25 protein-coding genes are annotated in these 24,949 nt (G+C 65.5%); 18 read left to right on the forward strand and 7 right to left on the reverse strand.

Translation table 11 applies throughout. From position 1 onward, the window contains the following. Nucleotides 1–115: 115 nt before the first annotated feature. The 3 genes from QQK63_RS08950 to QQK63_RS08960 all read left to right on the forward strand — a co-directional run bounded on the left by QQK63_RS08950 (nt 116) and on the right by QQK63_RS08960 (nt 2,778). Entirely contained in the window at nt 116–433 is a 318-nt protein-coding gene (locus QQK63_RS08950) for a hypothetical protein (protein WP_277824411.1), read from the forward strand. Between the two features lie 72 nt (nt 434–505). Next, the gene (locus tag QQK63_RS08955; protein WP_277824413.1) at nt 506–2,035 is read left to right on the forward strand and encodes an ATP-dependent DNA helicase; all 1,530 of its coding nucleotides are present in this window, start codon (nt 506–508) and stop codon (nt 2,033–2,035) included. Beyond that, nucleotides 2,032–2,778 carry an SDR family oxidoreductase gene (locus QQK63_RS08960; protein ID WP_277824415.1) on the forward strand — a complete coding sequence of 249 codons (747 nt, stop codon included), beginning with the start codon at nt 2,032–2,034 and terminating at the stop codon, nt 2,776–2,778. The genes QQK63_RS08955 and QQK63_RS08960 overlap by 4 nt, the downstream gene beginning before the upstream one ends. An 87-nt stretch (nt 2,779–2,865) precedes the next feature. On the opposite strand, the gene QQK63_RS08965 is transcribed toward QQK63_RS08960, so the two are convergent. The 4 genes from QQK63_RS08965 to QQK63_RS08980 all read right to left on the reverse strand — a co-directional run bounded on the left by QQK63_RS08965 (nt 2,866) and on the right by QQK63_RS08980 (nt 7,760). Then, nucleotides 2,866–3,630, reverse strand: coding sequence for a TIGR02186 family protein (locus QQK63_RS08965; RefSeq protein ID WP_277824417.1), 765 nt, complete (start codon nt 3,628–3,630; stop codon nt 2,866–2,868). Then, nucleotides 3,630–4,550: a sulfite exporter TauE/SafE family protein gene (locus tag QQK63_RS08970; RefSeq protein ID WP_277824419.1), complete on the reverse strand. Its 921-nt coding sequence runs from the start codon at nt 4,548–4,550 to the stop codon at nt 3,630–3,632. The genes QQK63_RS08965 and QQK63_RS08970 overlap by 1 nt, the downstream gene beginning before the upstream one ends. Nucleotides 4,551–4,668: 118 nt before the next feature. Then, on the reverse strand, nt 4,669–5,838 hold the full coding sequence (locus tag QQK63_RS08975) for a type III PLP-dependent enzyme (protein ID WP_277824421.1): 1,170 nt from the start codon (nt 5,836–5,838) through the stop codon (nt 4,669–4,671). A 290-nt stretch (nt 5,839–6,128) separates the two neighbouring features. Further along, on the reverse strand, nt 6,129–7,760 hold the full coding sequence (locus QQK63_RS08980) for an FAD-binding dehydrogenase (protein WP_277824423.1): 1,632 nt from the start codon (nt 7,758–7,760) through the stop codon (nt 6,129–6,131). A 162-nt stretch (nt 7,761–7,922) separates the two neighbouring features. On the opposite strand from QQK63_RS08980, the gene QQK63_RS08985 reads away from it, so the two are divergent. From QQK63_RS08985 to QQK63_RS09035, 11 genes are all read left to right on the forward strand, one after another. Next, nucleotides 7,923–8,420: a VOC family protein gene (locus QQK63_RS08985; RefSeq protein ID WP_277824426.1), complete on the forward strand. Its 498-nt coding sequence runs from the start codon at nt 7,923–7,925 to the stop codon at nt 8,418–8,420. Nucleotides 8,421–8,523: 103 nt separating this feature from the next. Next, nucleotides 8,524–8,751, forward strand: a complete 228-nt coding sequence (locus QQK63_RS08990; RefSeq protein WP_277824428.1) for a hypothetical protein — start codon at nt 8,524–8,526, stop codon at nt 8,749–8,751. 114 nt (nt 8,752–8,865) lie between these two features. After that, nucleotides 8,866–9,321 (forward strand): universal stress protein, encoded by a 456-nt coding sequence (locus QQK63_RS08995; protein ID WP_277824430.1) that lies wholly within the window; start codon nt 8,866–8,868, stop codon nt 9,319–9,321. Nucleotides 9,322–9,440: 119 nt separating this feature from the next. Next, entirely contained in the window at nt 9,441–10,004 is a 564-nt protein-coding gene (locus QQK63_RS09000) for a NifU family protein (RefSeq protein ID WP_277824432.1), read from the forward strand. Then, entirely contained in the window at nt 9,991–10,653 is a 663-nt protein-coding gene (gene tsaB / locus QQK63_RS09005) for a tRNA (adenosine(37)-N6)-threonylcarbamoyltransferase complex dimerization subunit type 1 TsaB (RefSeq protein WP_277825904.1), read from the forward strand. The genes QQK63_RS09000 and tsaB overlap by 14 nt, the downstream gene beginning before the upstream one ends. A gap of 11 nt (nt 10,654–10,664) precedes the next feature. Then, complete coding sequence (gene rimI / locus QQK63_RS09010; RefSeq protein ID WP_284283198.1) at nt 10,665–11,099, forward strand: ribosomal protein S18-alanine N-acetyltransferase; 435 nt, start codon at nt 10,665–10,667, stop codon at nt 11,097–11,099. Nucleotides 11,100–11,262: 163 nt separating this feature from the next. Continuing rightward, entirely contained in the window at nt 11,263–12,258 is a 996-nt protein-coding gene (locus QQK63_RS09015; protein ID WP_277824436.1) for a BMP family lipoprotein, read from the forward strand. A gap of 86 nt (nt 12,259–12,344) precedes the next feature. Then, nucleotides 12,345–13,886 carry an ABC transporter ATP-binding protein gene (locus QQK63_RS09020; RefSeq protein WP_277824438.1) on the forward strand — a complete coding sequence of 514 codons (1,542 nt, stop codon included), beginning with the start codon at nt 12,345–12,347 and terminating at the stop codon, nt 13,884–13,886. Between the two features lies 1 nt (nt 13,887). Next, entirely contained in the window at nt 13,888–15,006 is a 1,119-nt protein-coding gene (locus tag QQK63_RS09025) for an ABC transporter permease (RefSeq protein ID WP_277824440.1), read from the forward strand. Nucleotides 15,007–15,011: 5 nt separating this feature from the next. Next, nucleotides 15,012–15,989, forward strand: coding sequence for an ABC transporter permease (locus QQK63_RS09030; RefSeq protein ID WP_277824442.1), 978 nt, complete (start codon nt 15,012–15,014; stop codon nt 15,987–15,989). Beyond that, nucleotides 15,973–16,773 carry a purine-nucleoside phosphorylase gene (locus tag QQK63_RS09035; RefSeq protein ID WP_277824444.1) on the forward strand — a complete coding sequence of 267 codons (801 nt, stop codon included), beginning with the start codon at nt 15,973–15,975 and terminating at the stop codon, nt 16,771–16,773. The genes QQK63_RS09030 and QQK63_RS09035 overlap by 17 nt, the downstream gene beginning before the upstream one ends. Nucleotides 16,774–16,850: 77 nt before the next feature. Here the strand turns inward: QQK63_RS09035 and deoD are convergent, their stop codons facing one another. The 3 genes from deoD to QQK63_RS09050 all read right to left on the reverse strand — a co-directional run bounded on the left by deoD (nt 16,851) and on the right by QQK63_RS09050 (nt 19,962). Continuing rightward, nucleotides 16,851–17,555 carry a purine-nucleoside phosphorylase gene (gene deoD / locus QQK63_RS09040; RefSeq protein ID WP_277824446.1) on the reverse strand — a complete coding sequence of 235 codons (705 nt, stop codon included), beginning with the start codon at nt 17,553–17,555 and terminating at the stop codon, nt 16,851–16,853. A gap of 4 nt (nt 17,556–17,559) precedes the next feature. After that, complete coding sequence (locus QQK63_RS09045) at nt 17,560–17,856, reverse strand: H-NS histone family protein (protein ID WP_277824448.1); 297 nt, start codon at nt 17,854–17,856, stop codon at nt 17,560–17,562. Between the two features lie 138 nt (nt 17,857–17,994). Further along, nucleotides 17,995–19,962, reverse strand: a complete 1,968-nt coding sequence (locus QQK63_RS09050; protein ID WP_277824450.1) for a protein meaA — start codon at nt 19,960–19,962, stop codon at nt 17,995–17,997. Between the two features lie 150 nt (nt 19,963–20,112). On the opposite strand from QQK63_RS09050, the gene QQK63_RS09055 reads away from it, so the two are divergent. The 4 genes from QQK63_RS09055 to QQK63_RS09070 are packed head-to-tail and all read left to right on the forward strand — an operon-like array spanning nt 20,113 to nt 24,899. Next, complete coding sequence (locus QQK63_RS09055; RefSeq protein ID WP_277824452.1) at nt 20,113–21,054, forward strand: ABC transporter permease; 942 nt, start codon at nt 20,113–20,115, stop codon at nt 21,052–21,054. A gap of 4 nt (nt 21,055–21,058) precedes the next feature. Continuing rightward, entirely contained in the window at nt 21,059–21,883 is an 825-nt protein-coding gene (locus QQK63_RS09060) for an ABC transporter permease (RefSeq protein WP_277824454.1), read from the forward strand. Continuing rightward, nucleotides 21,880–23,457, forward strand: coding sequence for an ABC transporter ATP-binding protein (locus QQK63_RS09065; RefSeq protein ID WP_277824456.1), 1,578 nt, complete (start codon nt 21,880–21,882; stop codon nt 23,455–23,457). The genes QQK63_RS09060 and QQK63_RS09065 overlap by 4 nt, the downstream gene beginning before the upstream one ends. After that, nucleotides 23,454–24,899 carry an aldehyde dehydrogenase family protein gene (locus QQK63_RS09070; RefSeq protein ID WP_277824458.1) on the forward strand — a complete coding sequence of 482 codons (1,446 nt, stop codon included), beginning with the start codon at nt 23,454–23,456 and terminating at the stop codon, nt 24,897–24,899. Before QQK63_RS09065 ends, QQK63_RS09070 begins: the two co-directional genes overlap by 4 nt. Nucleotides 24,900–24,949: the final 50 nt, after the last annotated feature.

Here is a 24,949-nt window from a genome sequence, read left to right on the forward strand (position 1 = left end):
CCACCCGCCCCTGTTGAGCACAGGGGGCAGCCTTTCTATTCCGTCTTGCATGGAAACCGACGGCGCGAAGCGCCCGACGCGGGAAGAACCCCGGTCTCGCAGTCAGGAATCATGCATGACCTACGACGAAACGACAGAGGCCCTTCTGGAACGGATCCTTGGGGCGCTGACCCGCGCCGACGGGGATGATATCGTCTTTCTCGACAGCCTGTCCGACCTTGATCGTGACACGCGAGCGCTGGCCCTGATCAGGGCGCTTCTGGCTGCTGATGCCTCGATTGCAGAGGTCTTTTCGGGATCGGACAGCGCGCGGGAGCTTGCCCGCACCGCCGCCCTGGCCCTGACGGGCCGGGCAGACCGGATGGAGGCAGAAGCCCCCGATCTTGCCCCGGTGCGCTTGTCGCGGCTTCTTGAGGATATCGGGCGCGGCTGACGCGCACAGGCATCGGCGCACGGCGCGGTTTGCCTCTCGCCCTCCTCCCATACGCGGGCTAGGGTCCGCGCCATGACGACCCCCGTAATCGCCTATTCCGACGATCAGGCTCAGGCCCATGACCGCATCGCCGAAGCGCTGCGCGAGATGGGCGTGGATCTCGAGAACGAGACCCTGACCCCCATGGCCGAGGGGCGCGGCCGCGTGATGGCCGTGGTGGGCAAGGCCGGATCGGGCAAAACGCTGCTGCTGGCGCAGATCGTGCGCGCGCTGCAGGCGGCGGGCGTCGACATCATCTCGGGCGATTGGGAAGGACGGCGGCGCAAGGATCGGCGCACCGCTGCCGTTCTGGCCCCGACGAACAAGGCCGCAAGCGTTTTGCGCGGGCGCGGCGTGCCCGCCACGACGATCCACCGCATCCTCTATACGCCGGTCTACGACCCGCAATTCGAGAAGGTCGCGGAATGGCTCGCCGGGCAGGGTGAACGCCCGGTGATCGAGGCGCTGACCGATGCCGCCCTCGATCGCGCGCGAGAGGTCTACGAGGCGACGAAATCGGTGCCCGCAGCCCTCGCCTCGGCAGGCCTCAGGGGGTCGGATTTCATCACCGGCTGGAAACGGCGCGAAGATCCGCTCGACATCGGGCTGATCGACGAAAGCTCGATGCTCGACGACCGCCAATTCGACGATCTGACCGAGATCTTTCCCACCCTGATCCTTTTTGGCGACCCGGCGCAGCTCGCGCCGGTGAACCAATCGGGCCAAATGGTCTTTGAAAAGATCAAGGGCGCAAACCGGCTCGATCTGGCGCGCATCCACCGGCAGGATGCCGACAACCCGATCCTCGATCTGGCCCATGCGCTGGCCGATCCCGACCTGAGCTTCGAGCGGTTCGAACGCATGGTCGAGGAGGCCGCGCGCCGCGACCCGCGCGTGGAAATCGCGCCTCGCGCCGACAGCGACCTGATGGCGCGGTCCCCCGTGCTGGTCTGGCGCAATGCAACGCGCATCCGGCTGATCACCGCCTTTCGCGGGGCGCATGGCGCGCCCGAAGATCAACTGATCCCCGGTGAGCCGCTGATCTGCGACGGCATCGAATTGCCCCTCAAGCACCGCAAGCGCCGCATCGATCTGGAGGCGCGCGGGCTGATCAAGGGGGCGCCCGTCATCTACCTAGGCTCCGGGTCGAAGCCCGGCTTTTCCCGACTGCATGTGATCGGGGCGGAAGCGCCGCGGTTCTCCGCCGCTTCCATCGTCAAGATCGAGAAACCGGACGAGGAAGAACCCTTCATCCCCTATGCCGCAAGGATGGGTGCGGCGTTTCTCCATGGCGCGGCGGTGACGATCCACAAGGCGCAGGGCTCGCAATGGCCCGCCGTACAGGTCTTTGCCCCCGACCTTTACGCCGCCGCCCGCGCTGGCCGTATCGAGGCGGGACAAGCCCTGTGGAAGCGCCTTGCCTATGTCGCCATCACCCGGGCCGAAGAGAAACTGATCTGGGTGACGCGCTACGCGCTGTCGCGCCCCAGCCGCCCGCTTGGCATCGCCGACCTGCCCGATCCCGCCAGCCCCCTGTCCCTCGAAGCGGAGGAGAGCGCATGACGACCATGCCCCCGAAAACCATGATCGTGACCGGCGCCAGTTCCGGCATCGGTTTGGCCGTGGCCGAACACATGCTCGCGGCGGGATGGACGATCGGCCTTGTCGCACGCCGCGCCGACAGGCTGGAGGCGCTCGCCCGCGCGCATGGTGCGCGTGCCGTCCCCCTGCCCTTGGACGTGCGCGATGCGGCGGCGGTCGAGGCCGGGTTCCGGCACTTCGTGGACCAGACGGACAGGCTGGATGTTCTGTTCAACAATGCCGGCGTTTTCACCTCCATCGCGCCACTTGACGAGATCGCGGTGGAGGATTGGCGCCGCGCGGTCGACGTGAACCTGACGGGCATGTTCCTGTGCGCGCGCGCAGCCTTCGGCCTGATGCGCCACCAGTCGCCACAGGGCGGGCGGATCATCAACAACGGCTCGGTTTCGGCCCATGCGCCCCGCGCGGGCGCCGCACCTTATACGGCGACGAAACACGCGATCACCGGGCTGACCAAGCAGATCGCGCTGGATGGCCGCCCCTATGATATCGCGGGCAGTCAGATCGACATCGGCAATGCCGACACGGAGCTTTTGCGCGATGCGGCGAAGCAAGCGATGGACCGGGGCGACCCGCCCCCCCATGTGATGGATGTTGGCGATGTCGCGCGCGCCGTTCACCTCATGGCCGACCTGCCGCTGACGTCCAACATCTTGTTCCAGACCATCATGGCGACCAAGATGCCCTATGTCGGGCGCGGCTGATCACCCCCTTCATCTTGGCCCGAAAACTCCGGGGGAGGCGCGCAGCGCGCGCGGGGGGCAGAGCCCCCTGCCGCCCCCGGCCTGCTCTCAGCCCCGGATGTAGCGGAAGACTGCAGAGGCCATCCAGCCCGCACCCACCGCGATCAGAAGCGACAGGATCCCGTAAACCAGCGGCCTGTCATGGGCGAGCCCGTAGATCAGCCGCTCGAGTCCGACTTTGCGCACGGGAATCATCTGCTCATAGACATCCACCACCTCGCCCGCCCGCGTCAGAAAGATACGCGCCCGGTAATCCCCTTCGGTCAGGTTGGCGGGCAGCCGCACGGAGGTGTCGAACAGCACCTCTTCCCGGAACCGCACCGCACCCTCGTTGAGCTGGTAGGCGTCATCCTCAAGATTCAACCGGATCAGGGCCTCTGTGAATTGACCCTGATCAATCCGTCCGGTGCCGACCGCCCGGATGGCCATCGGGATCGTGATGCTGTGGCGCAGATCCTCGGTATGGCTGAGCGCTTCGGCCAGCGGAGCCGAACTTTGGACGGCGTAAAAGGTGGGCGCGGCATCGATCTCGGAGGCATCGGTATTGATCCAGATCCCGAAGCGGCGATCCTTTCGCCGGACGGTGACAGATCGGTCGGGCCCCTCCACGGTGATGATCACCTGCATCGGTTCCGTGCCGGGCGGGGGCGCGTCACGCCGCACCGCGCCATAGACCAGAATCTCGGACCCGTCGAAATCCGTGGTGATGGAAATCGCCTCTTGGCTCAGGCCCGCCACGACGGTTTCGGCGCGCAGCGGCCCGGCGATCAGGGCCAGCGCCAAAGCCAGAAGCGTCAGGAAACGCATGGCCATCAGCCCCCCCTCCGATCGGCGAGCGAATACAGCTCCCCCGGCATCAACAGGAGGTCGAGCGCCAGCTTGCCGCAGACCGAGAGCACCAGAAGCGCCAACAGGATACGCAATTGCTCGGCCTTCATCCGGACACCGATCACGGTGCCGACCTGCGCCCCCACCACCCCGCCAAGGATCAGGAGAACGGCAAGGATCATGTCCACGGTGTAATTGGTCGTGGCGTGCAGCAGTGTGGCGAAACCGGTGACGAAGATGATCTGGAACAGCGATGTCCCCACCACCACCTTGGTCGGCATCCCCAGCAGGTAGATCATCGCGGGCACCATGAAAAACCCGCCGCCAACCCCCATGATCGCAGCCAAAAGGCCCACGAAAAGCCCGACCAAGACCGGCGGAATGACCGAGATGTAAAGCCCCGAGGTCCGGAACCGCATCTTGAACGGCAGGGCATGGATCCATGTCCGTTGCTTGCGGACCGGCAGCGCGCCCCCGGCCCTGCGCGCCCGACCGAGCGCGCGCAGGCTTTCGATCAGCATCATCGCGCCGATCGTCCCGAGGAAGACGACGTAGCACAGCTGAACCAGCAGATCGACCTGACCCATCCGGGTCAACCAGGCAAAGACCTGCACGCCGATGGCCGCCCCGATAAGGCCACCCACCAGCAAGACGACGCCCATCTTGATGTCGACGGTCTTGCGCTTGAGATGGGCAAGCAGCGCGGAAAAGGAGGCGGCGACGATCTGGTTCGTGGAGGTCGCGACCGCCACCGCGGGCGGGATGCCGACGAAGAACAGGAGCGGCGTGATCAGGAACCCGCCACCGACGCCGAACATGCCCGACAGCACACCCACCAACCCGCCAAGCCCGAGCAGCATGAAGGCATTCACGCTGACCTCGGCAATGGGCAGGTAGATTTGCATGGCTTTTGCGCGCCACTTCCTAGGGGTTCACCCCACCCTTAGCGCGCGTCAGACCGCATGGCCAGATGCGACAGGGGCCGGCGATGCCGGCCCCTGCTGCTGTCAGACTGTCGGCCTGTCAGATGACGACCACGTCCAGCGGGGGGAAGCCGTTGAAACCCACCGAGGAATAGGACGAGGTATAGGCACCGCAATTGCGGATCATCACGCGATCGCCCGATTTCAGCGACACGGGCAGCGCCACCGGGCGCTTTTCGTAGAGCACATCTGCGCTGTCGCAAGACGGGCCTGCCAGGATGCAGGGCGCGGTGGCCTCGCCGTCATGGGGCGTGACGAACTGGTAGCGTATCGCCTCGTCGATGGTTTCGGCCAAGCCCGAGAACTTGCCGATGTCGAGATACACCCAGCGGTGCAGGTCATCCTCGGACTTCTTGGCGACCAAGAGCACTTCGGCGGCGATCATGCCGGCCTCGGCCACCAGGCCACGGCCCGGCTCCGCCATGATGCGGATGCCGGCGGGGAAGCGGGCGGTCACCTGCTCCATCACGCGGGCGGCATAGACGGTCGGATGCGGGATCGCATCGCCGTAGAAGGCCGGGAAGCCGCCACCGATGTTCAGCAGGTCGAGGGCAAAGCCCGCATCCGTGGCGGCCTTCCAGACTGCGGCGACCTGATCGAGCGTGTCGGCCCACATCGCCGGATCACGCGTCTGGCTGCCGACATGGAAGCTGAGGCCGGCAGGACGCAGACCAAGCTCACGCGCCTGCGCCATCAGCGTCAGCGCGGTGTCGCGGGTGGTCCCGAACTTGCGGGTCAGCGGCCAATCGGCGCCCGAGGCTTCGACCAGCAGGCGGATGTAGACTTCGGCGCCCGGCGCATGCTCCGCGATCTTGGCGATCTCCTCTGCCGCGTCAGCCGCGAACAGCGTGATACCCGCACGATGCGCAAAGGCGATGTCGGAGGCGCGCTTGACCGTGTTGCCGAAGGAAATCGCCTCGGGATGCGCGCCATGCGACAGGCACAGCTCGATCTCACCGCGGGACGCGGCATCGAAATGGCTGCCCAGATCGACGAGACGGTCGATGATGGCATCGGCCGGGTTCGCCTTGACGGCGTAATGGATCGACGCGCCGCCAAGGCCCGCGTTCAGCGCGTGATACTGCGCCTCGACGCGCTCGATATCGAGCACGAGCGTCGGACGATCGAACGTGTGCGCCGCGATGAAATCTTCGATGCGGGACGAGGCAACGGGAAAGGAGGCCGAGAAATCGGCAATCGTAGCGTTCATGGTCATCTCCGACAGACCGGGGGCAAATGCCCCGCGAAATTCCAAGGGAGACGTTACCGTCGCTACGTAACTGCGATGGTTAGGCCGGTGACCCGGATTACCACCCGTGACAGAGGCGCGTGCGTTGGCGTCTTGCGGGGGGCATATGAGGCCGTTCGCCTATTCGCGCAAGACATTATTTTGCACGGACCGATTATTTTTTCCTTGGGGCCTCAAGCTGTCTCCAAAGGATCGCGATCATGGGCGGGACGACGAGTTTGCCACCCGTGGACCATGCAGTTCGGGTGGGATCAAACAGCCTCGCCCGCCACCTTTCCGGAGAAGATGCAGCCGCCCAGAAACGTGCCTTCGAGCGCGTTGTACCCGTGATAGCCACCGCCGCCGAAACCTGCCGCCTCGCCCACGGCAAACAGCCCGTCGAAGGTGGAGCCGTCGGGCCGGAGCACCCGCGCGCGAAGGTCGGTGTGCAGCCCGCCCAGTGATTTGCGCGTCACGATGTTGAGGCGCACCGCGATCAGCGGCCCGTGGGCGGGGTCGAGGGTCCGGTGCGGTTTGGCCGTGCGGATCAGCCTGTCGCCAAGGTAGTGCCGCGCGGCCAGAATGGCGTCGACCTGCGCATCCGGCCTTCCCCCGTCGATCGCTGCATCGCGCGCCGCGATCTGGTCGCGGATCCGGGTCGCCTCCAGCGGCGCGTCCGGCGTGATCCGGTTCATGCCCGCGACCAGCATGTCGAGATCGGGGGCCACGACGAAATCCTCGCCCTTTTCCTTGAAGGCCTCGACGGCCCGCGTCGCCCCCTTGCCCAGCCGCTCACGCAGAACGGCAAGCCAGCCACCGTTCGTCAGATCGGGGTTCTGTTCACTGCCCGAAAGCGCGAATTCCTTTTCGATCACGGATTGCGTCAGGATGAACCAGCTGTGGCTGTGCCCGGTCGACAAGATCCGCCTCAGCGTGCCCAACGTGTCGAAACCCGGAAAGAACGGGGCTTCCATTCGCTGGCCCAGCGCGTCGAGCCAGATCGACGATGGTCCGGGCAGGATGCGGATGCCGTGATTGGTCCAGATCGGATCCCAGTTCCGCAACCCTTCGCAATAATGCCACATGCGGTCGCGGTTGATGATCGCGGCCCCGGCGTCTTCGGCCGCGCCCAGCATCGCGCCTTCGACGTAATCGGGTACGCCCGCCACCATCCGCGCGGGCGCGGGCCCCAACCTGTCCACCGGCCAGACGGCGCGGACAAGGTCATGGTTCGCCCCGATCCCGCCGGTGGCAAGAATGACGGCCTCGGCCCGCATCTCGAACCGGCCGGTGATCGTGCGGGTCGTCGGAACACCGATCGGGGCGGAATCATCGGCCAGAATATCGCCCGCCACCCCTGTGACCCGCCCCGCCGCGACGATCAGGTCGGTCACGCGATGGCGGAAGGCCAGCCTGATGCGTGGATGCGCGATGACGCGGGCGGCATAGGGCTTCACCACCCCCGTGCCGGTCCCCCAAGTGATGTGAAAGCGCGGCACGCTGTTGCCATGTCCCTGCCCCGCCCGGTAGCGCCGTTCGGCCCAGCCGACGACCGGGAACCAACGCATCCCGAGGCCGTGCAGATAGGCGCGCATCGGCCCGGATGCGAAATCGAGATACGCCTCGGCCCAAGCTTTGGGGTTGGCATCCTCGGGTCGGTCGAACGCGGCTGACATCGCCCAATCCGCCCCGGCCAGATCGCGGCTGTCACGGATCCGCAGGCGGCGTTGTTCGGGCGTGTCGATCATGAACAGACCACCAAGGCTCCACCAGGCCTGACCGCCAATGGATTGCGGCCCCTCTTGGTCGATCAACACAACGTTCCGCCCGCGTTGCGCGGCATGCCAAGCCGCCACCAGCCCCGACAGGCCGCTTCCGATGACGATGACATCCGCAGGGTCCATCCGCGACCTCCCCTCTGCCTCGGCTTGCAGCCTAGCAGCGCCGCCGCGCGCCTGTCGCGGCAGACCTCGCGTCACGCCATGCGCGCACAGATTTGGTGCGGCGGCGCGAGAGGACAAAAGCCGCCCGATCTGCGATACCCGCAGGAACGACGGAGACCTACGATGACCCAGACCTACACCGCCCCCGCGGGCACCCGCATCGGACATGTCCACCTGAAAGTATCCGACCTGGAACGATCCATCGCCTTTTACCGCGATGTCATCGGGCTGGAGGTGATGCAGCGGTACGGGCCTCAGGCGGCCTTTCTGTCGGCGGGTGGCTACCACCATCACTTGGGCCTCAACACATGGGAAAGCCTTGGCGGCCCGCGCCCGCCGCGTCACGCCGTGGGGCTGTATCACACGGCCTTTCTGTATCCCGACCGTCCGGCTTTGGCCCGCGCGCTCAAGCGCGTGCTCGACGCAGGCGTGGAACTGGATGGGGCCGCCGATCACGGCGTGTCCGAGGCGGTCTACTTCAGCGATCCGGACGGAAACGGAATCGAACTTTACGTCGATCGACCCGAGGCCGAATGGCCGCGCGATGCCGAGGGCACGCTGCGCATGGTCAACGAAAGGCTTGATCTGCGGGCGCTTCTTGCTCTCGCCGATAGCATTTAGCAAAATTGCACAGAGTTAGCGCCAACATCGCGTTTGACTTGCAATGGCGCATAGGGCTATGGTCCGGTTCGCGACCCGAGATCGCGGATCAAAGGAGCGTCCCATGAAGACCAAACACACCGAACGGGCCATCGGCCCGAACGACCGCGCCACAGCGGCGAAAGCCCCCCGGCCCGAAGGCCGCATCCGTCCCGACCATGCCGCCCAGCACGGGCGGAGCACGCCGCGCGACGCGGCGACACGGCGCGGTGCAGGCCAGACAGCGGGCCAGACTTCGGGCGGTATCTCCATGGACTACCAACAGGGCTTTTTCTCAAGCTCGTCCAGCTGACCGCCGGCGGCGGCACCCCGTCGTGTCGCCCCGGACCCTCCCCCTCCGAACTTGGACAGGCATGGACACGCGCGGGCGCGCGGGGCAGGATGCGGATCTGGAGAAGGTGACCAGATGCGCAAATTCCTTGTCGTGCTTGACGACACCCGCGAATGCCTAAACGCGATGCGCTTTGCCGCAATGCGTGCCGCCCATACGGAAGGCGGGGTCGAGATCCTGTCCGTCATCCCGCCCGATGAGTTCAACCACTGGATCGGCGTGTCCGAGGTGATGCGCGCGGAGGCCCGCGAGCGCATCGAAGCGCATTTCAACGTCTTCGCCAAATGGATGCGGGACCGGCAGGGCGTGGACCCGACCCTCGTGATCCGCGAGGGGGAACCGGTGACCGAGATCCTCGCCCATATCCGGGACGCGCCCGAAATCGGGGTGCTGGTGCTGGGGGCCGGATCGGGCAAATCCGGTCCGGGGCCGCTCGTGACGGCAATGGTGAAACAGGCGGGCAGCCTGCCTGTCCCCATCACCATCGTGCCGGTGGAACTGAGCAAGGAACAGCTCGAACAGATCACCTGAGGCGGAACACGCCGATTTGAATGCCGCTGTTGGCACAGCGCAAGTTTAGAACCATTCCAAAACTTGACACCACCGCTCCTCATGCGCATATCTGAGCGGAGCGATAAGGAATACGCCCCATGTTCATCCAGACCGAATCCACTCCGAACCCGGCCACGCTGAAATTCCTGCCCGGCCAGACCGTGCTGGACATGGGGACGGCCGATTTCCCCAGCGCGGAGGCAGCGCAGAAATCGCCGCTTGCCGCCCGCATCTTTGCGGTCGATGGCGTCACGGGCGTTTTCTTCGGCAGCGATTTCGTCACCGTCACCAAGGCGGAGGCGATGGCGTGGGAACACGTGAAGCCCGCCATTCTCGGCGCGATCATGGAGCATTTCCAGTCGGGCGCCCCGGTGATGGAGGGTGAAGGCGGCGGCACAGGCGGCCATGCCGAGCATTCGGGCGAAGACGCGGAAATCGTGGGCCAGATCAAGACGCTGCTCGACACCCGCGTGCGGCCTGCGGTGGCGCAGGACGGCGGCGACATCACCTTCCACGGTTTCGACCGGGGCGTGGTCTACCTGCACATGCAAGGTGCCTGCGCGGGTTGCCCCTCCTCCACCCTGACGCTGAAGATGGGGATCGAGAACCTGCTGCGCCATTACATCCCCGAAGTGGTCGAGGTGCGTCCTGTCAACGTCTGAGCCGCTGATCCTGGCCTTCGACACATCGGCCGCGCATTGCGCGGCCGCTTTGCTGTCGGGTGACCGGGTTCTGGCCGAGGCGCTGGAACCGATGGGCAAGGGACAGGCCGAACGCCTGATGCCGCTCATCGCGGAGGTCATCGCCGATGGGGGCAGGACGCTCGAAGATCTGGATGCCATCGGGGTGGGCATCGGGCCTGGCAATTTTACCGGCATCCGGATTTCCGTATCCGCCGCGCGCGGTCTGGCCCTCGCCTTGGGCATTCCCGCGGTCGGTGTCTCGATGCTGGAGGCGCGGGCCCTCGATACACCCCATCCCAGCCTTGTCTCCGTGGATGCACGACGCGACCATCTCTACCTGCAGCGGTTCGGACCGGGCGCGGATCTTGGCCCCGATCTGGTCGCTATGAACGCGGTCGCGGCTTGGGCCTGCCCCGGACTGAGCGTGACCGGCGACCGGGCCGAAGAGATTGCCGCCGTCCTCGGCGCAACCCCCATGCCCTGCCCTGACAACCCCACCCCCGCCATCGCGCGCCTTGCCGCTGCGCGCTTTCGCGACCCTGCCCTGCCGCGCCCCGCGCCGCTCTACCTGCGGGCGGCCGACGCCGCGCCTGCGCGCGATGGCGGGCCGATGATTCTCCCCCGATGACACCCGCGCGGATGGCTAGGGTCCATGCTGCGGCCTTTGCCGACCATGGGCAAATCTGGTCCGAGACCGATCTCGCCGCGCTCTGCGCCGCACCCACCACCCATTCCGTGGCGATGGATGACATGGGCTTTGCCCTGATCCGGGTCATTGCACCCGAGGCCGAAGTTCTGACGATTGCCGTGGATCCGACGGCACAGGGCAAAGGTCTTGGAAAGGGCCTGCTCCGCGCCGCCATGGCGCTGGCCGAACAGCACGGGGCCGAGACCCTGTTTCTGGAGGTCGCCGAGGACAATGTCGCGGCCCGCGCGCTTTATGCGGGGGCGGGTTTCACGCAAACCGCGCGGCGTCGCGGATATTACAGCCGCCCCGGCGCACCAGCCGTGGACGCCATCGTGATGACCTGTTCCCTCAGCGCCGAAAAATCCGGCAAACCCTGCAAAAATTGACGTCGCGGCACCCGTCGCACCCATCGCACCCGGCAGAATCCGGTTGACCCTGCCCGCCCGCTTCGCCCTTAATCGGGGCGGAGGATCTTGACCGATCTTTGTCCAAGACGGGACCGCAGCCAACCCAATGCGCCGCGGCCCGATCCAACCGGGAGAATTGCACATGACCATGATGAAGACGCTGATGGGCGCCGCAGCCACGCTGGCCTTGACGGCCACGGGCGCGCTGGCCGAACCGGCGATCATTTTCGACCTCGGCGGCAAGTTCGACCGCTCGTTCAACGAGGCGGCGTTCAACGGGGCGGAGCTTTGGGCGTCGGAAACCGGCGGCACCTACCGCGAGATCGAACTGCAGTCCGATGCCCAGCGTGAACAGGCGATGCGTCGTCTGGCGGAATCGGGTGCGAACCCGATCGTCATGGCGGGCTTCAGCCAGGCGACCGCCCTGTCGGTCGTGGCGCCCGATTACCCCGACACGACCTTCGTGATCATCGACGGCGTGGTCGATGCGCCCAACGTCCGCTCGGTCATTTTCTCCGAGCATGAGGGGTCCTACCTCGTGGGGATGATGGCGGCGATGGCCTCGGAAACCGGAACGGTCGGTTTCGTCGGCGGCATGGACATTCCGCTGATCTCGCGCTTTGCCTGCGGCTACGCGCAAGGCGTCGTCGCGGTGAACCCCGATGCGACCGTGATCGCGAACATGACGGGCACCACGCCTGCGGCCTGGAACGACCCGGTGCGCGGCGGGGAACTGACGCGCGGCCAGATCGCGCAGGGTGCCGATGTGGTCTATGCCGCGGCGGGCGGCACCGGCCTTGGCGTTCTGCAGGTCGCGGCGGACGAGGGCATCTTCTCGATCGGCGTGGACAGCAACCAGAACTACCTGCACCCCGGCTCGGTCCTGACCTCGATGCTCAAGCGCGTCGATGTCGCCGTGCATGACGCTTTCACCACCGGCCCCGAGGTCGAGACCGGCATCCATGTCTTCGGCCTTGCCGAGGAAGGCGTGGGCTACGCGCTCGACGAATTCAACGCCGAGCTGATCAGCGCCGACATGCAGGCCGCCGTCGATTCCGCCCGCGCGCAGATTATCGCAGGCGAGATCATGGTCCACAATTTCACCGAGGACGGCAGCTGCCCCGTGCAGATGCAGTGACCCTTTGAGATCGTGACACCGGCGCGGGCCGCGGTGCGCAAGACGCCGCGGCCCGTTCCGCATCGGCCAGACGACCCGAGGTTGCCATGACCACATCCGCGCCCGCCATCGAGCTCAAAGGCATTTCCAAGTCCTTTGGCCCCGTTCAGGCCAACAAGGACATTTCCATGTCCGTCGCCCGTGGCACGATCCACGGCATCGTGGGCGAAAACGGCGCGGGGAAATCCACGCTGATGTCCATCCTTTACGGCTTCTACAAAGCCGACAGGGGCGAGATCTGGATCAACGGCAAGCTCACCCCCATCCCCGACAGCCAGTCCGCGATCCGCGCGGGCATCGGGATGGTTCACCAGCATTTCAAGCTGGTCGAGAATTTCACCGTGGTGGAAAACGTGATCCTCGGGGCCGAGGACGGGGCGATGCTGCGGCCCTCCATCGCCAAGGCGCGCAAGCTTCTGACCGAATTATCCGAGGAATACGGCCTCAAGGTCGATCCCGACGCGGTGATCGAGGATCTGTCCGTCGGCCATCAGCAGCGCGTCGAGATCCTCAAGCAGCTTTACCGCCACGCCGATATCCTGATCCTCGACGAACCGACCGGTGTTCTGACGCCCGCCGAGGCCGATCAATTGTTCCGCATCCTCGAACGGCTCAAGGCCGAGGGGAAGACGATCATCCTGATCACCCACAAGCTGCGCGAGATCATGGAGATCACCGATACCGTCAGCGTGATGCGCCGGGGCGAGATGACGAATACGGTCAAGACTGCCGAGACTTCGCCGCCTGAACTGGCCGAGATGATGGTGGGCCGCAAGGTCCTGCTACAGGTCGACAAAACGCCCGCGACGCCGAGTGACGTGGTCCTGTCCGTCGAAGATTTGCGCGTCTCGCGTGGCGGGGTGGAACGGGTGAAGGGCATTTCCTTCCAGATCCGGCGGGGCGAGATTCTGGGCATCGCGGGCGTTGCGGGCAACGGGCAGACCGAGCTGCTGGAGGTTCTGGGCGGCATGATCGCAGCCTCCGGCGGGCGGGTGACACTATTCGGGGATCCCATCGACATCACCGGCAAGCACGCGAACGGCCAGACCCGGCGCGCGCGCGGCATCGGCCATGTCCCCGAGGATCGGCAGACCGAAGGTCTGATCATGCCCTTCGAGGCTTGGGAAAACGTCGCCTTCGGCTATCACAAGGACGCACGGTTCAATTCGGGCCCCCTCATGGACCATGCCGCGATGAAGGCTGATTGCGTGGACAAGATGGCCCGCTACGACGTGCGCCCGCCCAACCCGCGCCTGCCCGCGCGCAATTTCTCGGGCGGCAACCAGCAAAAGATCGTGGTCGCGCGCGAGATGGATCGCGCGCCCGAGCTGCTCTTGATCGGCCAGCCCACGCGGGGCGTGGACATCGGGGCCATAGAATTCATCCACAAGCAGATCATCGCGCTCCGCGATCAGGGCAAGGCGATCTTGCTCGTGTCCGTGGAACTGGACGAGATCATGGGCCTGTCGGACCGGATCGCCGTGATGTTCGACGGGCACATCATGGGCGAACGCCTGCCCGATCAAACCGACCAGAACGAACTGGGCCTCATGATGGCCGGCGTCACCGAAACCGAGGGGGCCGCCTGAGATGGACAAGATGCCGAAATGGGCCGATGTCATCCTGATCCCGCTCATCAGCGTTCTTCTGGCGCTGGTCGTGTCGGGGCTTGTGGTGGCCATCATCGGCGAAAGCCCGTGGCAGGCGATGCAGGTCATGGTGCGCGGCGCCTTCGGCTCCGCCTATGGCTGGGGCTACACGCTTTATTACGCCACCAATTTCATCTTCACCGGGCTGGCCGTCGCCGTGGCCTTTCACGCGCGCCTTTTCAACATCGGGGGCGAAGGGCAGGCCGCCATCGGGGGCCTTGGCGTCGCCATCATCCTCTTGAACGTGGCTTGGCCGCATTGGACCGTCGCGCTTGTGGCGGCAATCGTCTTTTCGGCGGCCTTCGGCGCGGCATGGGCGGCGGTGCCCGCCTATCTTCAAGCCAAACGCGGCAGCCACATCGTGATCACCACGATCATGTTCAATTACATCGCCTCTGCGCTGCTGGTGTACCTGCTGGTCAATGTCTTGCGCGTCGAAGGGTCGATGGCCCCTGAAAGCGCCCGGTTCAGCGAGGCGGTGCATCTGCCCGCCGCTGCCGATTTCGCAGGCTTTCTGGGCTTTGGCGGCTCCGCGCCCCTGAACTTCACCTTCTTCATCGCGCTCCTCGCCTGCGTGGGTGTCTGGCTCCTGATCTGGCGCACGCGGCTGGGCTATGAAATCCGGTCCTTCGGCCATTCCGAAACGGCGGCCGTCTATGCCGGGATCAACCCGGTCAAGATCACCATGATCACCATGCTCATCTCGGGCGGGCTTGCCGGGATGATGGCCATCAACGTCGTGATGGGCGAGGCCGAGCGACTGGTCCTCGATTTCGTCGAAGGCGCGGGTTTCGTCGGCATCGCTGTCGCGCTCATGGGCCGGTCGCACCCGGTGGGGGTCGTGCTGGCCGCGCTCCTCTTCGGGGCGCTCTATCAGGGCGGGGCCGAATTGCAGTTCGAAATGCCCGCCATCAGCCGCGAGATGGTCGTGGTGATCCAGGCCCTCGTGATCCTGTTCACAGGCGCGCTCGACAACATGGTGCGGATGCCGATGCAGGCCTTTTTCCTGTCGCTGCGTCGCCGCCGCGAGGCGCAGGCCCAGAACAGCCCGGCGGAGTGAGCGACATGGATTTCCTGACCATCCTCCAGATCCTCGACTCGAGCCTCCGGCTGGCCACCCCGCTGCTTCTGGCCTGCCTTGCCGGGCTCTATTCCGAGCGCGCGGGCGTCTTCGACATCGGGCTCGAAGGCAAGATCCTCGCCGCTGCCTTCTTCTCGGCCGCCGTCGCCTTCACCTCGGGGTCGGTCTGGATCGGCCTTCTGGCGGGCATCGTCGCCTCGATGGCGCTGTCGGGGCTGCATGGGCTGGCCTCGATCACCTTCCGGGGCAACCAGCTCATTTCGGGCGTGGCGATCAATTTCCTTGCCGCGGGGCTGACCGTGGTCATCGCCCAGACATGGTTCCAGCAGGGCGGACGTACCCCGCAACTGGCGGGCGCGGCCCGGTTCGACAACATCGTCCTGCCCGGCGCCGAAAGCCGCATCCGCGACATCGCGCAGCAGGGGCCGCTTGGGCAGATCTATTCCGAGCTGATCTCGGGCCATTCGATCATCGTCTATCTGGCGCTTTTGATCGTGCCGCTGACATGGTGGGTGCTCTACCGCACACGCTTCGGCCTGCGGCTCAGGGCCGTGGGCGAGAACCCCGCCGCCGTCGATACGGCCGGCGTGTCGGTCGTCGGGCTGCGCTTTGCCGCCGTGCTGATCGCGGGCGTCCTGTGTGGTCTGGCGGGGGCCTATCTTGCCACCGCGCTCAACGCGGGCTTCGTCAAGGACATGAGCGCCGGCCGCGGGTTCATCGCGCTGGCCGCCCTCATCTTTGCCAAGTGGCGGCCATGGTACGCGCTGTCGGCCTGCCTTCTGTTCGGCTTCTTCGATGCGGTAGGCAACCGTTATCAAAACATCCAGCTGGGCGATTTCGTCGTACCCGTCCAATTCATGCAGGCCCTGCCCTACATCCTCGTCGTCATCGTACTGGCGGGTCTTGTGGGCAAGGCCATCCCGCCGCGCGCGGGGGGGGAGCCCTATGTCAAGGAACGCTGAAGATCTCGCCACCTTCATCCGCGCGCGTGCGGGCGCGGAACCGCCCGCATATGGCATGGTGCTGGGCTCGGGCCTCGGCCATATCGCCGAGACGGTCGATGGCGTGGCCATCGACTATGCCGACCTGCCGGGATTTCCCCATGCGGGCGTGTCCGGCCACAACCCGAAGCTCGTGATCGGCGATCTGGAAGGGACCCGCGTCGCGATCTTCGGGGGCCGCGCGCATTACTACGAAAGCGGGCGGGGCGATGCGATGCGCCTGCCGCTCGAGGTGCTGAAGGCGCTGGGAGGCGAGCAGCTGATCCTGACCAATGCCGCCGGATCGATGCACCCGGACCTGAACCCCGGCGACCTGATGCTTCTGTCCGACCACATCAATTTCTCCGGGCTGAACCCGCTGATCGGGGAAGCCACCGATGCCCGCTTCGTTCCCATGACCGAAGCGCATGACCCCGCCCTGCGCGCCGCGATCAAGGCCGCGGCAGAGGCCGAGGGCATCCCCCTCATCGAAGGGGTCTACGCGTGGTATTCCGGGCCGTCCTTCGAAACGCCGGCCGAGATCCGCGCGATCCGCACGCTGGGCGCGGATGCGGTGGGCATGTCGACCGTGCCCGAGGTGATCCTTGCGCGGTTCCTTGGCCTCAGGGTGGCCGCGATCTCGACCATCACGAACAAGGCGGCGGGCCTGTCGGACGAGCAGATCAGCCACGAACATACCAAGGCCATGGCACCCTTGGGCGCGGCCAAGCTCGAACGCATCCTGCGCCGGATGCTACGGGGCTGAGAGGGCGGAAAACTGCAGTTTTCCGCATGGGAAATCTCGAGATTTCCCTGCCGAAAAACTCGAGTTTTTCGGTGCCTTCAGGCGAAGGCGGCTTCCAGCGCGATCTCGACCATGTCGCGGAAGCTCGATTGCCGGTCCGAGGCGGGCAGCGCCTCATGCGTCAGCAGGTGATCGGAAATCGTGAGCACCGCCAACGCCCGCACCCCGTAACGGGCCGCAAGGATATAGAGTTCCGCGGCCTCCATCTCGACCGCCAGAACCCCGTGCCGGGTCATCTGTTCGTTCAGGTCAGGGCGTTCGTCGTAAAACACGTCCGACGAATAGATGCCGCCCACATGGGTCGGAATACCCTTGGTCTGTGCCGCCGCATGGGCCGCCGTCAACAGCCCGTAATCGGCGCAAGGCGCAAAATTCAAATCCCGAAATACTCCCCGCGACGGGGTCGACAATGTCGAGGCCGTCATCGCCAGAACGATGTCGCGCAAAGCAACCGAGGCCTGCATCGCCCCCGCCGATCCGATCCGGATCAACGTCTTGGCCCCATAATCGCGGATCAATTCATTGGCGTAGATCGACAGGCTGGGCATTCCCATGCCCGAGCCGTGGATCGTCACACGATGCCCACGCCATGTCCCGGTAAAGCCGAACATCCCCCGCACCTCGTTCACGCAAACGGGGTTTTCAAGGAATGTCTCGGCCGCCCATTTCGCGCGGAGCGGATCGCCCGGCATCAGGACCGTTTCGGCGATTTCCCCCGGCGCGGCCCCGATGTGAACCGTCATTTAGTCAGATGGCCATCGTATCGAGCGATTTGCCCGCGGCCAGCGCCTCTTTCACCCATGCAGGTTGGCGGCCACGGCCGGTCCATGTCTGCGAGGGATCCGCGGGATTGGCATATTTCGCAACGCCTTTCGCGGTGGTTTTCCCGGTCGCCTTGCCGCCGATCAACTCTTCGAGCGTGAAACCATGCGCACGGGCGGTTTCACGGACAGCCGCCAAAGCATCAGCCTTGCGCTTCTTTTCATAGCCCTTGATCGCGGCTTCCACTTCTTTTTGATAAACCTGCAACTCGTCAAGCGTCATGTTTTCGATGGCTTTAGCCATTACACAAGTCCCTTTTTAATGCAAAAAATGCCACCTAGAAATGCACGAGGTCCATTTCAAAGGCAAGAGATTATATCTTGACCGACAAACACGCCAAAAAGCGATTACGATCACGGCCTATTCAGCGGCGATCGCATCGGGATCGGCAAGCGCGACGATATCCATCATGATCCGGTTCAATTCGAAATCCTTGGGCGTATAGACACGCGCGACGCCAAAGGATTTCAATTTGACAGCATCCTCGTCGGGAATGATCCCACCGACCATCACCGGGACGTGGTCCATTCCCGCCTCGCGCAGGCGGCGCATCACATCCTCGATCAGGGGCACATGGCTTCCCGACAGGATCGACAGGCCAATGACATGGGCCTCTTCGGCCTTGGCGGCAGCGACGATTTCCTCGGGCGTCAGGCGAATGCCCTCGTAGGAAATGTCCATCCCGCAATCGCGTGCGCGAAATGCGATCTGTTCGGCCCCATTGGAATGGCCATCAAGCCCCGGCTTTCCGACCAGAAATTTCAGCCGCCGCCCAAGGTTGTCGCTCACGGCATCGACGGCAGCGCGGATATCGTCCAGTCCCTCGGTCTTGTTCGACACCGATTTCGACACGCCCGTCGGCCCCCGGTATTCGCCGTGCACGGCCCGCATCACGCCCGCCCATTCACCGGTCGTGATGCCCGCCTTTGCCGCTGCGATCGAGGCGGGCATGATGTTTTTCCCCGCCTCCGCCGCCGCGCGCAAATCAGCCAAGGCCGCGCGCACCGCGCCGGCGTCCCGTTCCTCGCGCCACGCTTGCAGGCGCGCGATCTGGTCCTGTTCGACCGCCGGATCGACAACCATGATCCCGCCATCCTGGCCCATCAGGGGCGAAGGTTCGCTGGCCGTATACTTGTTCACGCCGACCACAACGGTTTCGCCCCGCTCGATCCGGTTGACCCTGTCGGCATTGCTCTCGACCAATCGCGCCTTCATGTAATCGATGGCGGCAATCGCCCCGCCCATCGAGTCGAGATTGGCCAATTCCGCGCGCGCGCCCGCCTTCAATTCCGCGACTTTGGCATCCACCGCCGGGTTTCCGTCAAAGAGATCGTCGTATTCCAGCAGATCGGTTTCAAAGGCCATGATCTGCTGCATCCGCATCGACCATTGCTGGTCCCAAGGGCGCGGCAGGCCCAAAGCCTCGTTCCACGCGGGCAATTGCACCGCCCGTGCCCGGGCCTTTTTCGACAGGGTCACGGCCAGCATCTCGATCAGGATGCGGTAGACGTTGTTTTCCGGCTGCTGTTCCGTCAGGCCCAGCGAATTGACCTGCACGCCATACCGGAACCGCCGATACTTCGCATCGGTCACGCCATAGCGTTCCTCGCAGATCTCGTCCCAAAGATCGACGAACGCGCGCATCTTGCACATTTCCGTAACGAAACGGATGCCCGCATTCACGAAAAAGGAAATGCGCCCGACCAGAACCGGGAAATCCTCGGCCGGAACGCGCGGGCGCAATTCGTCCAGAACCGCGATCGCGGTCGCCAAGGCAAAAGCAAGTTCCTGTTCCGGCGTCGCGCCTGCCTCTTGCAGGTGATAGGAACACACGTTCATCGGGTTCCATTTCGGCACATTGGTATAGCAGTATTCCGCCACATCCGCGATCATCCGCAGGCTCGGCTTGGGCGGGCTGATATAGGTACCCCGGCTCAGGTATTCCTTGATCAGGTCGTTTTGGACCGTGCCCTGCAATTGCCGTGCATCGGCACCCTGTTCTTCGGCGACCGCGATATAAAGCGCCAAAAGCCACGGCGCCGTCGCGTTGATCGTCATCGACGTGTTCATCTGCTCCAGCGGGATCTGGTCGAACAGCGTCCGCATGTCGCCCAGATGGCAAACCGGCACGCCCACCTTGCCGACCTCGCCCCGCGCCAGAACATGATCGCTGTCATAGCCCGTCTGCGTCGGCAGATCGAAAGCCACCGAAAGCCCCGTCTGCCCCTTGGCCAGATTCCCCCGATAGAGCGCGTTCGACGCCTTGGCCGTCGAATGACCGGCATAGGTACGGATGAGCCAAGGATTGTCGCGCGTCGCGGCGGTCATGGGCAGGCTCCTATCGAGAATGCGGCAATAACATTTCGTCACAGGCTGTATATTGAGAATATTGTGACCCTGTCAATTCGCTGCGTTGCGGCAGAACCAGTCCGCAACTGCCCTCTGGCCCAAGACCGCGCCGCACAGTAGCGTGCCGCCATGGCTCGATACCTCCTCACCCGCGCCCTGTCCCTCGGGCTCAGCCTGATCGTGGCGAGCGTGGTGATCTTTGCCCTGATCGAGGTGATTCCCGGCGACCCCGCCTCCTACATGATGGGCCTGAACGCGACGCCCGAAAACCTCGCCGCGCTGCGCGCCGAACTTGGCCTTACGGGGTCACCCGTCACCCGCTACATCGACTGGGTGGGCGGGATGCTGACGGGGGATTTCGGCACCTCCTACACCTATCGCGTGCCGGTGGCCGATCTGGTGGCGGACCGGATCGGGGTCTCCCTGCCGCTGGCCATCTACGCGCTGACGCTCTCCACGCTTATCGCCTTTCCGGTCGGCATCATCGCCGCCTCCCGGCGCGGAACATGGGCCGATCACGGGATCATGGGGGCCACGCAACTGGGCATAGCCATCCCGAATTTCTGGTTCGCCATGCTGCTTGTCCTTCTTTTCGCGGTCACGCTGCGTTGGTTCTCGGCGGGTGGCTTTCCCGGCTGGTCCGACCCCACCGCCGCGATCAAGGCGCTGACCCTGCCCGCCATCGCGCTCGCGCTGCCGCAGGCTTCGATCCTTGCGCGGGTGATGCGCTCCGCGCTCCTCGATACGCTGGATCACGATTACATCCGCACCGCCCGCGCCAAGGGGCTGACGCGCGGCCAGGCCATCCGCCGCCATGCTCTGCGCAACGCGCTGATCCCGGTCCTGACCATCATCGGGCTGCAATTCTCCTTCCTCATCGCCGGCGCCATCATCATCGAGAACGTGTTCTTCCTGCCCGGCCTCGGGCGGCTGATCTTTCAGGGCATCACCCAGCGCGACCTGATCGTGGTGGAATCGGTCACGATGCTTCTGGTCTTCGCCGTGATCCTCGTGACCTTCCTTGTCGATCTGGCCTATGCGCTGGTCGATCCGCGCCTGCGCCGGGGGTGATCGGATGACCCGTCTGCCCCCTGCCCTGATCCTTGGCGCCGCCCTTTCGGGCCTGTTCCTCGCGGCGGCGCTCGTCTCGCTTCTCTGGGTGCCCCATGCCATCGACGGCGTGGCGATCGCCAACCGGCTGCAACCGCCCTCGGCCACGCACCTGTTGGGCACCGACCAGCTTGGCCGCGATATCCTGTCGATGCTGATGGTCGGCGCGCAAACTTCCATCGCGGTTGCGATCCTTGCCGTGGGGATCGGCGTGGCCCTTGGCGTGCCGCTAGGCCTGGCCGCCGCCGCCAACCGGGGCAGCTGGCTGGACGAGATCATCATGCGCGGCAATGACCTGATCTTCGCCTTTCCCAGCCTCGTCATCGCCATCCTGATCACCGCGCGCTACGGGCCATCTGCCACCAACGCGATCCTTGCCATCGGCATCTTCAACATCCCCGTCTTTGCCCGCGTCGCGCGTGGCGCGGCCCTGCCGATCTGGACCCGCGATTTCATCCGCGCGGCCCAAACGGCGGGCAAGGGGCGCATCCGCATCAGCGCCGAACATGTCTTGCCCAATATCGCGAACCTCCTGATCGTTCAGGCCACGATCCAGTTCTCCCTCGGCATCCTCGCCGAGGCAGCGCTCAGCTACGTCGGCCTTGGCGCGCAGCCGCCCACACCCAGCTGGGGCCGGATGCTGTCGGAAGCGCAGACGATGATCTACACCCATCCGATGCTGGCCGTGCTGCCGGGACTGGCCATCGTGATGACGGTCCTGGGCCTGAACCTGATGGGCGACGGGTTGCGCGACGCGCTCGACCCGCGCCTGCGCCGGGGCCGCGCATGATCGCCATCCGCGACCTCTCGCTCTCTATCCATGGCACGCCGATCCTGCGGGGTGTCTCGCTCGACATCGCGCCGGGCGAAATTCTCGGCCTTGTCGGGGAAAGTGGCTCGGGCAAATCCATGACGGCGCTGGCGCTGATGGGTCTTCTGCCGCAGGGCGCGCGCACGACCGGCACGGCCCTGCTCGATGAGACCGATCTCCTGACCCTGCCCGAAGCCGCGCTGTGCAAGCTGCGTGGCAACGACATCGGCATGATCTTCCAAGAGCCGATGACCGCGCTCAACCCGCTGCAGACCATCGGCGCACAGGTGGCCGAAACGCTGGTGATCCATGGCCGCGCCACCCGGGCCGAGGCGCAACGCATCGCGCGCGACCGGCTCGACCGCGTCGGCCTCTCCGCCATCCCCCTCGACCGCTATCCGCATGAACTGTCCGGCGGCCAGCGGCAACGCGTCTGCATCGCGGCTGCCATCGCGCTCAACCCACGCCTCCTGATCGCGGATGAACCCACCACCGCGCTGGATGTGACGACACAGGCGCAGATCCTCGACCTCCTGAAATCTCTGGTGGCCGAGGATGGGCTATCCCTCCTTCTGATCACCCATGACCTTGCCGTCGTGGCCGACATGGCAGACCGGATTGCCGTGATGCAGACCGGTGCAATCGTGGAGAGCGGTTCCACCGCGCAGGTTCTCGCACAGCGTCGCCACCCCTATACGGCGGCGCTTTTTGCCGCCTCCGCACACACGCCCTCCCGGCGGGTGCACCGCGCAGACGAACCGCTGATGGTCGTCGAAGATCTCCACCGCATCTATCCCGGTGCCCGAACGCTTCTGCGCCGCGGCCCACCCGTCGCCGCAGTCCGGGGTGTCGGCTTTACCCTCCATCGCGGCGAAAGCCTCGGGCTGGTGGGCGAATCGGGCTGCGGAAAATCCACGCTCACCCGCGCGCTTCTGGGCCTCGACCCGGTGCAGGGTGGCGATATCCGCATCTTCGGCCGATCGATCCTGCCCAAGATGCCCGACAGCACGCGCGCAGGCATTCAGGTCGTGTTCCAAGACCCTTACGGCAGCTTCGATCCCCGTTGGCGCGTCGACCAGATCATCTCCGAACCCTTCCATCTCCTGCCCGATGCGCCGCGTGGCGCAGACCGCCGCGCCCGCGTGGCCGAGGCGCTCCGCGCCGTCCATCTCGCGCCCGAGGACATGGACAAGTACCCGCACGAATTTTCCGGTGGCCAGCGTCAGCGCATCGCCATCGCCCGCGCGCTGATCACGCAGCCCCGGATCCTCGTACTGGACGAAGCCGTGTCGGCCCTCGACGTGTCGGTCCGCGCCCGCATCCTGGACCTGCTGGCCGAGCTTCAGGGCGCCTTCGGCCTGTCCTATCTCTTCATCTCGCATGACCTGACGGTGGTGCGCGCCATCACCGACCGCGTTTTGGTGATGCAGGCGGGCGAGATCGTGGAACAGGGGCCCACGGCCGATGTTTTCGACCGGCCCAGCCATCCCTATACACAACACCTGCTGAAAGCCGCCCCACGGCTTCCCGACATGACGGAGCGTCTTGCATGACACCTTGGTTCGATCCTTCCCGCGTTTTCATCGGCGGCCAATGGCAGCCCTGCGCCAGCGGTGAAACCCTGCCCGTCATCGACCCATCGACAGGGGCAGAGGTCGCGCGCATCGCCCGTGGCGGCCCCGCCGATATCGACGCCGCCGTCACGGCGGCCGAGGCCGCGCTGGAAGGCGCATGGGGCGCGACCCCCGCCTTTGAACGCGGCCGTATCCTTGCCCGTCTCGGCCAACTCGTCCTCGACCACATCGACCAATTGGCGCTGATGGAGGCGACGGACGTCGGCAAACCGCTGACCCAAGCCCGCAACGACGTGATCGCGCTGGCCCGCTACTGCGAATTCTACGCCGGTGCCGCCGACAAGCTGATGGGCGAAACGATCCCATTCCAGAATGGCTTTACCGTCTACACGCTCCGCGAACCGCATGGAGTGACCGGCCATATCGTGCCGTGGAACTACCCGATGCAGATCATCGGCCGCTCGGTCGGCGCAGCCCTTGCCGCTGGCAACGCCTGCGTCCTCAAACCGGCCGAGGAGGCGTGTCTGACAGCGCTCGCCTTCGCCGATCTCGCCCATCAGGCGGGCCTGCCCGCCGGCGCGCTGAACGTGGTGCCGGGGCTGGGGGCCGAGGCCGGGGCGGCGCTGACCGCCCATCCGGGCATCCGCCATATCTCCTTCACCGGATCGGTCGCCACCGGCCGCCGCGTGCAGGCGGCAGCGGCCGAAAACGTGGTGCCCGTCACGCTGGAATTGGGTGGCAAATCCCCGCAACTCGTCTTTGCCGATGCCGATCTGGACGCGGCCCTCCCCTATCTGGTGAACGCGGGCATCCAGAACGCGGGCCAGACCTGTTCCGCCTCCTCCCGCATCCTCGTGGAACGGTCCATTTATGCCGAGGTTTGTGACCGCATGGCCGAAGCCTATCGCGCCCTGACGACCGGCCCCGCCACCGCCGATCTGCGCACCGGCCCCCTCATCTCGGCCCGCCAGAAAGGGATCGTGGAACGCTACCTGTCGATGGCGGACCCCGCCCATATCCTCGCCCGCGGCCAACTTGCCCCCGACCTGCCGCCGGGCGGCCATTACATCGCACCCACCCTCATCGCGGGCCCCGGCCCCGATCACCCCTTGGCGCAGGAGGAAATCTTCGGCCCCGTCCAGATCATCCTCCCCTTCGAGGACGACGACGACGCGATCCGCATCGCCAATGGCACGGCCTACGGCCTTGTCGCCTCGGTCTGGTCGCGCGACGGGGGCCGCCAGATGCGGCTCGCCAAGCGGCTCCGCGCGGGGCAGGTCTTTCTCAACAATTACGGCGCGGCGGGCGGCGTGGAACTGCCCTTCGGCGGCACGGGCCTGTCGGGCCATGGCCGCGAAAAGGGCTTCGAGGCGCTTTATGCCATGACCAGCCTCAAGACAGTCGCCGCCCATCATGGCTGAGCCATGGACGCCCCCGAAAGCCCCCGCTAGGCTGGGGGCAAAACAACGCC

The sequence above is a fragment of the Roseicyclus marinus genome, assembly GCF_030163795.1.
GTDB classification, from domain to species: domain Bacteria; phylum Pseudomonadota; class Alphaproteobacteria; order Rhodobacterales; family Rhodobacteraceae; genus Roseicyclus; species Roseicyclus marinus.